The sequence below is a fragment of the Bifidobacterium sp. AGR2158 genome, assembly GCF_000424225.1.
Lineage (GTDB): Bacteria > Actinomycetota > Actinomycetes > Actinomycetales > Bifidobacteriaceae > Bifidobacterium > Bifidobacterium anseris.
This window is the reverse complement of sequence record NZ_AUJM01000016.1, coordinates 143,648-157,052: the sequence shown is the minus strand read 5'-3', so window position 1 is coordinate 157,052 and position 13,405 is coordinate 143,648. Positions and strand designations below refer to the sequence as shown.

At 67.7% G+C, this 13,405-nt stretch carries 10 protein-coding genes; all 10 read left to right on the top strand.

The features are described 5' to 3' along the window. The first annotated feature begins 151 nt into the window (after positions 1–151). The 10 genes from metE (at position 152) to pyrE (ending at position 13,247) form a co-directional block, all read left to right on the top strand. Positions 152–2,452, top strand: coding sequence for a 5-methyltetrahydropteroyltriglutamate--homocysteine S-methyltransferase (metE, locus tag G606_RS0107050; protein ID WP_026645372.1), 2,301 nt, complete (start codon positions 152–154; stop codon positions 2,450–2,452). 178 nt (positions 2,453–2,630) lie between these two features. Continuing rightward, positions 2,631–3,467: a methylenetetrahydrofolate reductase [NAD(P)H] gene (metF, locus tag G606_RS0107045; protein WP_034523894.1), complete on the top strand. Its 837-nt coding sequence runs from the start codon at positions 2,631–2,633 to the stop codon at positions 3,465–3,467. 46 nt (positions 3,468–3,513) lie between these two features. Next, a complete protein-coding gene (locus G606_RS0107040) occupies positions 3,514–6,615 on the top strand; it encodes a bifunctional [glutamine synthetase] adenylyltransferase/[glutamine synthetase]-adenylyl-L-tyrosine phosphorylase (protein ID WP_026645370.1) in 3,102 nt (1,033 codons plus the stop codon). A 156-nt stretch (positions 6,616–6,771) separates the two neighbouring features. Continuing rightward, positions 6,772–7,734: an aspartate carbamoyltransferase gene (pyrB, locus tag G606_RS0107035; RefSeq protein ID WP_026645369.1), complete on the top strand. Its 963-nt coding sequence runs from the start codon at positions 6,772–6,774 to the stop codon at positions 7,732–7,734. Continuing rightward, positions 7,734–8,156 (top strand): aspartate carbamoyltransferase regulatory subunit, encoded by a 423-nt coding sequence (locus G606_RS0107030; protein WP_026645368.1) that lies wholly within the window; start codon positions 7,734–7,736, stop codon positions 8,154–8,156. The genes pyrB and G606_RS0107030 overlap by 1 nt, the downstream gene beginning before the upstream one ends. Beyond that, positions 8,156–9,559 (top strand): dihydroorotase, encoded by a 1,404-nt coding sequence (locus tag G606_RS0107025; RefSeq protein WP_026645367.1) that lies wholly within the window; start codon positions 8,156–8,158, stop codon positions 9,557–9,559. The genes G606_RS0107030 and G606_RS0107025 overlap by 1 nt, the downstream gene beginning before the upstream one ends. Before the next feature lie 90 nt (positions 9,560–9,649). Next, entirely contained in the window at positions 9,650–10,603 is a 954-nt protein-coding gene (gene pyrF, locus G606_RS0107020; protein WP_026645366.1) for an orotidine-5'-phosphate decarboxylase, read from the top strand. A 93-nt stretch (positions 10,604–10,696) separates the two neighbouring features. Further along, positions 10,697–11,515 (top strand): dihydroorotate dehydrogenase electron transfer subunit, encoded by an 819-nt coding sequence (locus tag G606_RS0107015; protein ID WP_026645365.1) that lies wholly within the window; start codon positions 10,697–10,699, stop codon positions 11,513–11,515. A 23-nt stretch (positions 11,516–11,538) separates the two neighbouring features. After that, complete coding sequence (locus tag G606_RS0107010; protein ID WP_034523928.1) at positions 11,539–12,501, top strand: dihydroorotate dehydrogenase; 963 nt, start codon at positions 11,539–11,541, stop codon at positions 12,499–12,501. A 50-nt stretch (positions 12,502–12,551) separates the two neighbouring features. Further along, on the top strand, positions 12,552–13,247 hold the full coding sequence (gene pyrE / locus G606_RS0107005) for an orotate phosphoribosyltransferase (protein ID WP_026645363.1): 696 nt from the start codon (positions 12,552–12,554) through the stop codon (positions 13,245–13,247). Positions 13,248–13,405 lie beyond the last annotated feature (158 nt).

Here is a 13,405-nt window from a genome sequence, read left to right as displayed (position 1 = left end):
CGGCGGGGATATAAGCTGCGGTTATGACGTCGTCTCAATAACCGGTATGCCGTTTCGCTGGATTTTCGCAAGACGGGGGCGTGGCCGCCCGTCCGGGTCTGCTAGCGTGATGCACGTTGCAGCAAGCAAGCCCGATTTTTTGGAGGCAGCCATGAGCGTTCCCACGTCCATCTCCGGTTTCCCGCGCATCGGCCGGAACCGCGAACTCAAGAAGATCATCGAAGCGTACTGGAAGGGCGCCGCGTCGCTCGACGACGTGCGCCATGTCGGCCGCGAGCTGCGCGCCGAGCATTGGCGGCTCGAGGCCGCCGCCGGCATCGATCTGATCCCGAGCAACGATTTCAGCCTCTACGACCAGATGCTCGATACGGCGATCCTGCTCAACGTGATCCCGGCGCGCTACCGCCGCCTGTCTTTCGCCGACCCCGAGCAGACGCTGTTCGCGATGGCGCGCGGCTATCAGGGCGAGCGTGGCGACGTGACCGCGCTGCCGATGAAGAAGTGGTTCACGACGAACTACCATTACCTCGTGCCCGAGTTCGACGAGGCGACCGAGGTCAGGCTCAACGGCACGAAGCCCTTCGACGAGTACCTTGAGGCGAAGGCGCTGGGCTACCAGACGAAGCCGGTGCTTATCGGCCCGTACACGTTCCTCAAGCTCTCGCGCGACTCCCAGGCGCGCGAACTGAAGGTCGACGAGGGCCTCATCGATGCCGTCGCCGGCGTCTACGCGCAGATCGTGCGCCGTTTCGCCGACCTCGGCGCCGCATGGGTGCAGCTCGACGAGCCGTGTCTCGTCCTCGATAAGGACGACGCGGACGTGCGTCTGTTCAAGTCGCTCTACTCGCGCATCCTCCCCGCCCGCGGCGAGCGCGTCAAGGTGCTGCTCAACACCTACTTCGGCGACATCGCCGACATCTACGAGACCGTCAAGCTCTTCGAGTTCGACGGCGTCGGCCTCGATCTGGTCGAGGGCCGCGACGCGAACCTCGCCGCCGTCGGCGCGCACGGCGTGGGCGAACGCACGACGCTGTTCGCCGGCGTCGTCTCCGGACGCAACATCTGGCGCAACGACTATGCGACGAGCATCGGCCTGGTCGACGCGCTGCGTCAGGTCACCGACCGCGTCGCCGTGTCGTCCGCCTGCTCGCTGCTGCATGTGCCGTTCAGCACGAAGGGTGAGGAGGCTCTCGGCGGCGACGTCCTCAGGCATTTCGCGTTCGCCGTCGAGAAGCTCAACGAGGTGCGCGAGATCGCCGACCTCGTCGACCTCGACGATGACGCGAAGCAGTCGTCCGATGTGCTCGCCGCCAACCAGCTGCTGTTCGACGGCAGCCGCGTGGCGCGCGATGAGACCGTCGCGGCCCGCCTCGCCGCGCTCGCCGACGACGATTTCACGCGCAGCCCGGCGCGCGCCGAACGCCAGCGCCTGCAGCGCGAGGCGCTCGGCCTGCCCGCGCTGCCGACGACGACGATCGGCTCGTTCCCGCAGACCAAGGAGATCCGCGCCGAACGCGCGAAGCTGCGTAAGGGCGAGATCAGCCGCGACGAATACGACGCGTTCATCCGCGCGCACATCGACGACGCGATCCGCAGGCAGGAGCAGATCGGCCTCGACGTGCTCGTGCACGGCGAATTCGAACGCAACGACATGGTCGAATACTTCGGCCAGCGTCTCAACGGCTTCCTGTTCACGAAGAACGCGTGGGTGCAGTCCTACGGCACGCGCTGCGTCAAGCCGCCGATCGTATGGTCCGACGTCTCGCGCGCCGAACCGATCACCGTCGAATGGAGCCGCTACGCGCAGTCGAGGACCGACAAGCCGATGAAGGGCATGCTCACCGGACCGGTCACGATCCTCAACTGGTCATGGCCGCGCGAGGACATCTCCGCCGAGGAGCAGACGCGCCAGCTCGCGCTCGCGATCCGCGACGAGGTCCTCGACCTCGAGGCCGCCGGCATCCGCATCATCCAGATCGACGAGGCCGCGCTGCGCGAGAAGCTGCCGCTGCGCCGCTCCGACTGGCATGCGAAGTACCTCGACTGGGCGATCCCCGCGTTCCGCCTCGTGCATTCGGGCGTCAAGCCGACCACGCAGATCCACACGCACATGTGCTACTCGGAGTTCAACGACATCATCCGCGACATCGACGCGATGGACGCCGACGTCATCTCCTTCGAGGCGTCGCGCGGCGACCTCGTCGTCCTCGACGCGATCGCGGAGGCCGACTTCGAGACCGAGGCCGGCCCCGGCGTCTACGACATCCATTCGCCGCGTGTGCCCAGCGAGGCCGAGATCGAGGAACGCATCGGCGAGATCCTCGCGAAGATGGACGTCGACAAGGTGTGGATCAACCCCGACTGCGGCCTCAAGACCCGCGGCGAGGCCGAGACGTGGCCGAGCCTCGAGCACATGGTCGCGGCCGCCCGCGCCGTGCGCTCGCGCCTGTGACATCACATGGCCGCCGGTGACATCGCGGTGACACCGTAGCGGCACAGGGGAGCCGTCGGCGACGGCATGCGGCGTCCGCCACGCGCGGGCGCCGCATCCTCCCCGTCCCGCCACATCCTTCTTTTTCTTCTTTTTTGCCTGTTTCCCTTTTTCCCTCCCGTACCGAGGACGACCCATCATGCCCATCTTCTCGCTGGAGATCTTCCCTCCCAAACGCACCGCGCCGGTCGGCACGATCTACGACACGCTCGACGGCCTGCAGGGCCTCGAACCCGCCTTCATCTCGGTGACCTACGGCACCGGCAAATCGGTCGACCGCACCGCCACCGCGCGCATCGCGAACACCGTGCGCGCCGAATACGGCATCCCCGCCGTCGCCCACCTGACCGCCCAGTATCTCGACGAGGCCGGCGCCGAGGAGGCGCTCGACCTGTTCGACCAGGCGAAGGTCGCCGGCGTCCTCGCACTGCGCGGTGACCGCAACCCCGAACGCGAACCCGCCAACGTGTTCCACCACGCATCCGACCTTGCCGCGTTCATCCGCGAGCGCCGCCCCGACCTGCCAATCTACGGCGCCTGCTATCCGGAGAAGCATCCGCAGGCGGCGAGCCTCGACGAGGACATCGACAACCTCAAACGCAAGGTCGACGCCGGCGTCACCCACCTGATCTCCCAGCTGTTCTACGACGACGAGGACTTCCTGCGCTTCCGCGACAAGGCGCGCGCCGCCGGCATCGACGTGCCAATCGAAGCGGGCATCATGCCCGTCGTCAACGCGGGCTCGGTGCGCCACATGGCCGACCTGTGCGCCTCGAGGATCCCCGAACGGCTCGCCGTCATGCTCGAGATGTGGGGACAGGACCCCGCATCCCTCAAGGAGGCGGGCGTCGTCTACGCGTCCGAGCAGATCCGCGACCTCGTCGCCCGCGGCGTCGACGGCATCCACCTGTATACGATGAACCGGCCGTGCGCCGCCCGGCGCATCTGGGCGAACACGAAGGCGTTCTTCGCCTGAACCCTCGCGCGCCCGAAGCGTCATCCAGCGCGGGTAGATTGGACCCATGGAACAAGGCACACCGACGAACATCCCCACACGCGACGTCATCCACGCCGGACTGCAGCACATCAGCCGGGCGAAGCAGCTGCTTAGCGACCTGGCCGGCCCCGACGACGGGCGCGCCGTCGCCGTGCTGCTCGGCCAGCTCGCCGAATGCGACGACCCGGACACGGCGCTCGCGAACCTCGTCGACATCCGCCGCGCGCTCGACGAGCGCGGCGAACCGCTGTCGTCGATCGTCGCCGACGAGGCGCAGATGACGCGGCTGATCGGCGTGCTCGGCGCCTCGAACGCAATGGGCACGCTCATGCGCTTCCGCCCCGACCTCGTGCGCGCCGCCGTCACGCCGCCGCGCGACACGGCGATCGTCACGCGCGAGTCCCGCCGCGCGCGCATCCTCGACGCCGTCGGCGCCGACCCTGAGGGCACGACCCCGACTGCAGGCAAGGAGCTCGCCGAGGCGGCAGGCGCATTGCGCGCCGACTACCGCGAACAGCTCGCCGCGATCATGGCGCAGGACGTGACCGCCGGCGACCCGATCGAGATCCAGCCGAAGATCAGCGCCGAACTGTCCGACCTGGCCGACGCGGCGCTCGAGGGGGCGCTCGCGATCGCCAGACGCGAGGTGGCCGGCTCCGAGCATGTGCGCTTCGCCGTCATCGGCATGGGCAAGCTCGGCGCTCGCGAACTCAACTACGTCTCCGACGTCGACCTCATCTACGTCGTCGAACCTGCCGACGAGGCGACCGACAACACGACGCTCACGCGCATCGGCACGAAGATCGCGACGACGCTGCAGCGCGTGTGCCAGTCCGTCGTGGCCGGCGTGGCCGAACAGCCGCTGTGGCAGATCGACGGGGCGCTGCGTCCTGAAGGCAAGGACGGCCCGCTCGTGCGCCGTCTCGAGGCGCATCGCGCCTACTACGAGCAGTGGGCGCAGAACTGGGAGTTCCAGGCGCTGCTCAAGGCGCGCGCCGTCGCCGGCGACGCCGTGCTCGGCGCCGACTACGAGGCGATGGCAGCGGGGTTCGTCTGGTCGGCCGCCCGACGCGACAACTTCGTCAACGACTGCCAGCGCATGCGCGAACGCGTCGAGGATCTCATCGCCGCGCCGCTCAAGGACCGCGAGATCAAGCTCGGCCGCGGCGGCCTGCGCGACGTCGAGTTCACCGTGCAGATGCTGCAGCTCGTGCACGGCCGCACCGACCCGTCGCTGCGCGTGCGTCCCACGCTCGACACGCTTCAGGCGCTTTCCGACGGCGGCTACGTCTCACGCCCGCAGGCGAAGGCGCTGCGCTGGGACTACCGTTTCGAACGCGTCCTCGAACACCGCCAGCAGATGTGGATGCTCAAACGCACCCACCTGTTTCCCGACCTCGGGCCCGGCAACGTCGGCGGCCTCGAACGCAAACGCGCGATCGACCCCGACGAACTCAACCAAAGCCCCGAGATGCACCGTCTGGCGCGCGTCTTCCACATGCTGCCCGAACAGCTCGTCGACCAGTACGACGAGACGCGCCGCGAGGTGCGCCGCCTGCACAACGACATCTACTACCGGCCGATGCTGCCAATCTCGGCGACGAGCCCCGACGAGACGGTCGAACTGAGCGAGCAGGCGACGCTCGAACGCTACGAGGCGATCGGATTCGCCGACCCGGCCGCCGCGCTGCGCCATGTGCGCGCGCTGACCGACGGCGTCACGCGCGCCGCGAAGATCAACCGCATCCTGCTGCCCGCCGTGCTGCGCTGGCTGGGCGAGGGGCAGAACCCGGACATGGGCCTGCTGTACTGGCGCACCCTCGAGGAACGCTTCGGCGGCGAACACGAATACCTCGGCTTCCTGCGCGACTCGCCGTCCGCGGCGAGGCGCCTGTGCCACGTGCTGTCCAACTCCCGCTATCTGGGTGACGCGCTCAACAAGTCACTCGAATCGATCACGTGGCTCGGCGACGACGTGAAGCTGCACGCGCGTCCGCGCGCGAGCCTCGACACGCAGTGCGCGGCGATCATCGACCGCCATTCGCATTCGGAACGCGAGGCGGCCACGGCGCTGCGCGCGCTGCGCCGCCACGAGATCGAGCGCATCGGCCTGGGATGGATGAGCGGCGTCATCGAGGCGCCCGAGATGCTCACGGGCATGACCGACGTGTACGACGCGATCCTCGACGCCGCGCTGCGCTGGTCCGTCGCCGCCCAGATGCGCGAGGACGGCGCCGCGCAGGCGCCCGCCGCGATCGCGATCATCGCGATGGGCCGCTACGGCGGCCGCGAGGTCAACTTCAGCTCCGACGCCGACGTTATCGTCATCTACCGTCCCGCCGCCGGCGCCGACGACGCGACCGCCAACCGCTTCGCGCGCAAGGTGCAGGAGCGGCTGCGCATGCTCATGCAGGGCCCCGTCAGCCTCGAACCGAAGATCGAACTTGACATGGACCTGCGCCCCGAAGGCAAGAACGGCCCGCTCGTGCGCTCCTACGCCTCATGCGAGGAGTACTACCGCTCCTGGTCGAGCACATGGGAACGCCAGGCGCTGCTGCGCGCCCGCGCCGCCGCCGGCGACATGACGCTCGCCGACGATTTCCTGACGAACATCGCCGACCCGCTGCGCTATCCGGACCGCGACCTCACCGACGAGGAGATCGGCGAGATCCGCCGCCTCAAGGCGCGCATGGAGGCCGAACGCCTGCCGCGCGGCGTGCGCCGTGAACGCCACCTCAAACTCGGCAAGGGAGGCCTGAGCGACGTCGAATGGACCGTGCAGCTGCTGCAGCTGCGGCACGCGCACGACGACAAGGCGCTGCGCGTCAACTCGACGACCGAGGCGCTCGACGCGCTCGTCGCCGACGGCCACCTCAACGAGGAGGACGCGCGCATCCTCGGCGAGGCGTGGCAGATGTGCACCGACGCGCGCAACGGCAACTACCTGTGGAGCGGACGCGCCGCGCAGGCCGACGTCCTGCCGGCCGACATGTACTCGCTCGGCGGCATCGCCGTCTACCTCGGCTACGACGCGAACCACGGCCAGCGCTTCGAAAACGACATCCTCGCCCAGATGCGCCGCAGTCGCGAGGTGTGCGAACGGCTGTTCTACGGCGTCGAACAGTGACGAAGGAGAGGCGTGCGGCGCGCTCGCGACCGACGCGCGTCGCGCCAATAGGCGGGTGCGGTTATAGTTGGATAGGTCACTTCGGTGACCACCTTCACATTCGGTCAGAAAGGTGAGTCATTGGCTAGCGAAGCACACACCGCACCCGCCACTTCAATGGTCGGGAGAAGCGTCATCACATTGGACGACCTGTCCATCGCCCAGATCCGCGAACTGCTCGACAAGGCGCGCTACATCGACGCGCACCGCACCCAAGTGGCGCACACCTGCGACGGCAGGGTGCTGGCCACTTTGTTTTATGAGCCGAGTACGCGCACGCGCCTGAGCTTCGAAACGGCGATGCTGCGTCTGGGCGGCAAAGTCATCGGCTTCGCCGGCGCCCAGCTCGCCTCCGTCACCAAGGGCGAATCGATCGCCGACACGCTCAAGACCGTCTCCAACTACGTCGACGTCGTCGCGATCCGCCACCCCAAGGAAGGCGCCGCGCTCGTCGCCGCCGACGCCGCCTGTGTGCCCGTCATCAACGCCGGCGACGGCGGCCACATGCATCCCACGCAGACGCTCGCCGACCTCGCGACGCTGCGCTCGCGGTTCGGCCGCGTCAACCATCTGACGATCGGCCTGTGCGGCGACCTGACCTTCGGACGCACCGTGCATTCGCTCATCGAGACGCTGTGCCGCTTCGGCGACGTGCGCTTCGTGCTCATCTCCCCGAAGGAGCTGCGCACCCCGCAGTACGTGCTCAACCGCATCAACGCGACCGACAGCTGCTCGTACGTCGAGGTCAGCGACCTGAGCGAGGTCATCGGCGACCTCGACGCGCTGTACATGACGCGCGTGCAGAAGGAACGCTTCTTCAACGAGGACGATTACCTGCGCCTGCGCGACACGTACATCCTCGACGAGGCGAAGCTCGTGAAGGCGAAGCCGGACATGGCGGTGCTGCATCCGCTGCCGCGCGTCAACGAGATCGCCAAGGAGGTGGACGACGACCCGCGCGCCGCCTACTTCGAACAGGTCAGGAACGGCATGCTCATGCGCATGGCGTTGGAAAGCTCGGTGCTCGGCGACGAACTGCCCGGCTTCGACGCGTACGAGAACAAGGAGGTCATGGCCTGATGGAGGTCACCAGCATCCAGGACGGCATCATCATCGACCACGTGCCGGCCGGCACGGCGCTCAAGGTGCTCGAATACCTGCGCATCAACCCGTCCGCGACGAAGCTCGCGCTGATCATGAACACCGATTCGCGCCGCTACGGCACGAAGGACATCATCAAGATCGAGGACGCGGACACGGCGATCGACCTCGACGTGCTCGGCCTCGTGGCGCGTTCGGCGACCGTCGACATCATCCGCGGCGGCCGCATCGTCGACAAGAAGACGCCGACGCTGCCCGAACGCGTCGTCAACGTCATCACCTGCGTCAACCCGCGCTGCGTGACGACGACCGAGCCGGGCGTCGACCAGGTCTTCTACCTCGACCGCGCCGACGGCGACGTGTACCGCTGCCGCTACTGCGACGAGGAGGCCGAGTTCTGATGGCGATCACCTTCAGGGACATCCGCGTGTGGGACACCGGCGAACGCATCGACCTGATCGTGCCTGACGAAGGACGCGACGTGGCCGTCGACGCCTCCCGGCTGACGGTGGCGCCGGGCCTCGAGGACCCGCACGTGCACTTCCGCGATCCGGGCCAGACGCACAAGGAGACGATGGTCACCGGCTGCGCAGCGGCGGCCGCGGGCGGCTACACGAACGTGCTCATCATGCCGAACACGGTGCCGGCGATGGACGGCCAGATCGTCACGGCGGGGGAGCCGGGCGCCGACGAGATCCTCAAGGCCGGCTGCGACAACGTCATCGACTACCTGCAGCACTACGAGCGCATCCACGACGTGACGCTGCCGGTGCGCTACGAGCTGTGCGTGTGCGCGACGAAGGGCCGCGAGGGCAAGGAGCCGACCGAGCCGAAGGACTGGGCGTGGTACATGCCCGGCAACGACGACGAGAAGGACCCGGCGCAGATCGCGCATCCGGTCACGGCGATGAGCGACGACGGCTCGGCCGTGCCGACGCCGGTGCTGCGCGACGTGTTCGCCAACGTCAAGGAGACGGGGCTGTACCTGATCGAGCACTGCGAGCACCACGACGTCGGCGCCGTCAACGAGGGGCCGGTCTCCGAGAAGCTCGGTGTGCCCGGCATCCCCGAGGACACCGAGCTGGCGATCGTGCAGCGCGACATCGATCTGGTGCGTTCCACCGGCGTGCACGTGCACTTCCAGCATGTGAGCACGGCGATCAGCTTCGAGGCGATCCGGCGCGCCAAGGCCGAAGGGCTGCCAATCACCTGCGAGACGGCGCCGCACTATCTGGCTTTGAGCGATGAGGCGCTGCTCAAGTACGGCACGCGCGCGAAGATGAACCCGCCGCTGAGGAGCGAACGCGACCGTCAGGCCACGATCGCCGCGATCGCCGACGGCACCGTCGACATGATCGCCACCGACCACGCCCCGCACACCGCCGACGAGAAGGCGCTCGGCTTCCTCGACGCGCCCAACGGCATCATCGGCCTCGAATGCGCGTTCGCCGTGTGCCACACCGTCCTCGTCGACGGCGGCTGGATCAGCGACGAACGGCTCATCGAACTGATGTCCGTCAACCCGGCCTCGCTCATGGGCAGGCACGCGACTGACATCGCCGCGCTGCTCAACACGGGCGCGAAGTGCGCGACGAAACGCACGCTCGATCTGGGCGCGAGCGAACATCCCGAACGCAACGACCTCGTCATCCTCGGCCTCGACGACGCGTGGACGATCCGGGCGGACGAGTTCCGCTCGAAGGCGCGCAACACGCCGTTCGACGGCTGGGAGGTCACCGGCAGGCCGTATGCGACGATCATCGGGTCGCGTCTGGCCTCGAGCTGCCTCGACGCGCTCGCCTGAGCGGGGCGGCGACTCCCGCGCAATCGCAGCACCGTAGAACCGTAGAACCGTAGAATCCGACACCGCAGAACCACAATCCCAAGGAGCAGGATGGACCGCCTCATCGAAGCCATCGAAGCCAAGCAGAACCCGAGCGTCGTGGGACTCGATCCCACGCCGGCGCTCGTGCCCGCCCAGGTCATGGACGCCTACCGTCTCGAAGCCGACGAATACGTCGAGGACGACGACGACAACCTCGCCGCGACGGGCGCGGCGGCCGCGTACTTCGAGTTCAACCGCGCGATCATCGACGCGGTCGCCGACATCGTGCCCGCCGTCAAGCCGCAGATCGCGATGTACGAGGCGCTCGGCCCCGCCGGCGTCGACTGCTACACGATGACCTGCCAGTACGCGCGCCAGCAGGGCCTGTACGTGATCGGCGACGTCAAACGAGGCGACATCGGCTCGACGGCCGCCGCCTACGCGAAGCACCTCACCGGCTTCGACGGCGCCGACGTGTGGCATGAGGACGCGCTCACCGTCAACCCCTACCTCGGCTCCGACGGCATCGAGCCGTTCGTCGAGGCCGCCGACGAGGCCGACCGCGACCTGTTCGTCCTCGTGCGCACCTCGAACCCGTCCTCCGCGCAGATCCAGGAGCTCGAGCTTGCCGACGGCGGCCGCGTCTACGAACACGTCGCCGACCTCGTCGAGCAGTGGGGCGCCGGCACGATCGGCCGTTTCGGCTACGCGCGCACCGGCGCCGTCGTCGGCGCCACGCACCCCGAGGAGGGCGCCGCGCTGCGCAAGCGCATGCCGCACACCTTCTTCCTCGTGCCCGGCTACGGCGCGCAGGGCGGCACCGCGGCCTCGGTCGCCGGCATGTTCGACCATGACGGCTCCGGCGCAATCGTCAACTCGTCGCGCGGCATCATCGGCGCATGGCGCGACGACGCGCGCTACAGCGCGGACCTCGAGCCCGAGACCGCGCTCGAGATCGTCGCCGCGAACGCGCGACGAGCCGCCGAGGACATGCGCGACCAGTTGCGCGTCGCGCTCGCCTGAACGCGCCCGGCGCGTCCCGTGCCCCGCAGGAAGAGCAATCAAGAGAACGATCCAGAGAAGAGACCAGCAGACAAGAAAGAGGGACAGGAACCCATGCCAACCACAGCGTTTTCCCACACGGTGGAGGATGCCGTATCGAACGGCCGCATGCCGACGAGACGCACCGTCGACGTCGTCGACGTGCGTGAACTGACGCCCGGCGTCATTCGGCTGACGTTCCGCGACGAGTTCATCGCCGAGAACGTCAAGCCCGCGCAGTTCGTCAACCTGTATTCGGCCAACCCGCAGCATCTGATGCCGCGACCCTTCGGCGTCAGCGAGGTCGATGGCGACGACGTGAGCCTGATCTTCGCCGTCGTCGGCTACGGCACCGACGAGTTCGCCCATCTCAAGGGCGGCGACCGGGTGGATGTGCTCGGGCCGCTGGGCAAGCCGTTCGACATCCGCGCGAACGCCGACTACCTGCTCGTCGGCGGGGGACTGGGCATCCCGCCGCTGCTCGAGGCCGCGCAGGCGCTGCAGGGCCGTGACGACTGCCGCGCGATCGCCGTGCTCGGCTACCGCGACGCGCATTTCGCCGACGTGTACGCGGCCAAATACGCCGACGAGGTGCACAGCATCGATGAGTCGGAAGGCAATGTGCTCACGCTGCTCGAACGCCTGTGGCCCGGCCTGCAGGAGAGCGGCCGCAGGCTGATCATCCTGTCATGCGGTCCGACGCCGATGATGAAGGCAGTCGCCGAATGGGCATCCAAACGCGGCGTCGATGCGCAGCTGAGCATGGAGCAGCGCATGGGCTGCGGCTACGGCACCTGCGTCGCCTGCACGATCGACACGCGCGCCGGCCGTGAGAAGGTGTGCGAGGCCGGCCCGGTCTTCACCGCGCACCAGCTGGGATGGGACAACAAGTGAGCCAAGTGAGCGAGGACGACAACGTGAACATCGAACAGGAACTCAACGAAACCCCGACGAGCGTCTACGCTCCGCACGAATGGCGTCACGGCACCGTCGTCGCCGGCGTGCCGTGGAAGAACCCGGTCGGCACCGCCTCCGGCACCTTCAACGCGTACGCGTGCGGACAGTTCTACGACGTGTCCCAGATGGGTTCGGTCACGACGAAGGGCGTCTCGCCGGTAGAATGGCTCGGCAATCCAGGCGTGCGCACCGCCGAAAGCCCGGCCGCCACCGTCAACGCCGTCGGCCTGCAGAACCCCGGCGTCGACCATTACCTCGCGCACGACCTGCCGTATCTCAAGGACCTCGGCGCGACCGTCATCGCGAACGTCGCCGGCCACTGCGACGACGACTACGCGCAGGTCGTCGAAAAGCTCGCCGACTCCGACGCCGACATGCTCGAGATCAACGTCAGCTGCCCGAACGTGACGCACGGCGGCATGTCCGTGGGCACCGACCCGGTCGCTTTGGCCAAGCTCATGGACCGGCTGCGCCCGATGACCGACAAGCCGATGATCGTCAAGCTCACGCCGAACGTCACCGACATCGCCGCGATCGCGCGCGCCGCCGTCGAGGGCGGCGCCGATGCCTTAAGCATGATCAACACGCTCGTCGGCATGCGCATCGACATCAAGACCGGCGAACCGATCATCGCGAACCGCACGGGTGGGGTCTCGGGTCCGGCCGTGTTCCCGGTGGGTCTGGCGTGCGTGTGGCGCGTGCGCGCCGCGCTGCCCGACATCCCGATCATCGGCATCGGCGGCATCGACTCGGGCGAGAAGGCCCTCGAATACCTCTACGCCGGCGCCAACGCCGTCGAGGTCGGCGGCGCCGCGCTGTACGACCCGACCGCGCCGATCCGCGTCGCCCTCGAACTCGAGGAGCTCCTCGACTCCAGGCCCGAACTGACCGAAAAGCTCGCCAAGGGCGACACCTGGCGCTGAAGACGCCTCACGACGACACCACAGACCACCAATTTCCGGAAGGAGACACGATGTTCGACTCCCTCGACCACCGATTCACCAAGTTCCTGCTCGAATCGAACGCCCTCAAATTCGGCGACTTCACGTTGAAGTCCGGACGGCGCTCGCCGTACTTCATCAACGCCGGCGCGTTCGACGACGGCAGGAAGATCGCGACGCTCGGCGCGTTCTACGCCGAGAAGATCCAGACCGAGATCGACGACGAGCAGCTTCCCGCCCGCATCGACACGATCTTCGGCCCGGCGTACAAGGGCATCCCGCTCGCCGTCGCCACGTCGATCGCGCTCGAACTCAACTACGGCGTCACCGTCGGCTACACCTTCGACCGCAAGGAGAAGAAGGACCACGGCGACGGCGGCACGATGGTCGGCAAGCCGCTCGAGGACGGCATGAACGTGCTGCTCGTCGACGACGTGATGACCGCCGGCACCGCCGTGCGCGAGGTCGTCCCCAAGCTCAAGGAGCAGGCCGACGTCAACATCGTCGGCCTCGTGCTCTCGGTCGACCGCATGGAGAAGACGAAGGACTCCGACCTCTCCGCCGTGCAGGACGTGCAACGCGAGTTCGGCTTCCCGGTGTTCGCGATCGCGAACGTTAAGGAGATCTTCGCCGCCGGCCGCGAACTGCCCGACGACGACGGCAAGCCGTATGTCTCCGACGAGATCGCCAAGGCCGCCGAGGAGTACCTGACGCGCTACGGGGCGTGAGTGATACTGCGCGTTTCGGGATCGGGAACGCCATGCCCTAACTGAGCTTGGCGTTCCCGATCGACTTTCCCGCAATCGCAGCATTCGCTGCGTGGTTCTCTAGTGCAGAGATTTCGTTCTGGTACTAGATATACGGAATGTTGCCGATTGACAACTCG

What these genes read in the sequence shown, in the direction of transcription:
- metE (WP_026645372.1), top strand. Translation starts at nt 152, where the DNA reads ATGAGCGTTCCCACGTCCATCTCCGGTTTCCCGCGCATCGGCCGGAAC.
- pyrB (WP_026645369.1), top strand. Translation starts at nt 6,772, where the DNA reads ATGGTCGGGAGAAGCGTCATCACATTGGACGACCTGTCCATCGCCCAG.
- pyrF (WP_026645366.1), top strand. Translation starts at nt 9,650, where the DNA reads ATGGACCGCCTCATCGAAGCCATCGAAGCCAAGCAGAACCCGAGCGTC.
- G606_RS0107030 (WP_026645368.1), top strand. Translation starts at nt 7,734, where the DNA reads ATGGAGGTCACCAGCATCCAGGACGGCATCATCATCGACCACGTGCCG.
- metF (WP_034523894.1), top strand. Translation starts at nt 2,631, where the DNA reads ATGCCCATCTTCTCGCTGGAGATCTTCCCTCCCAAACGCACCGCGCCG.
- G606_RS0107040 (WP_026645370.1), top strand. Translation starts at nt 3,514, where the DNA reads ATGGAACAAGGCACACCGACGAACATCCCCACACGCGACGTCATCCAC.
- pyrE (WP_026645363.1), top strand. Translation starts at nt 12,552, where the DNA reads ATGTTCGACTCCCTCGACCACCGATTCACCAAGTTCCTGCTCGAATCG.
- G606_RS0107025 (WP_026645367.1), top strand. Translation starts at nt 8,156, where the DNA reads ATGGCGATCACCTTCAGGGACATCCGCGTGTGGGACACCGGCGAACGC.
- G606_RS0107015 (WP_026645365.1), top strand. Translation starts at nt 10,697, where the DNA reads ATGCCAACCACAGCGTTTTCCCACACGGTGGAGGATGCCGTATCGAAC.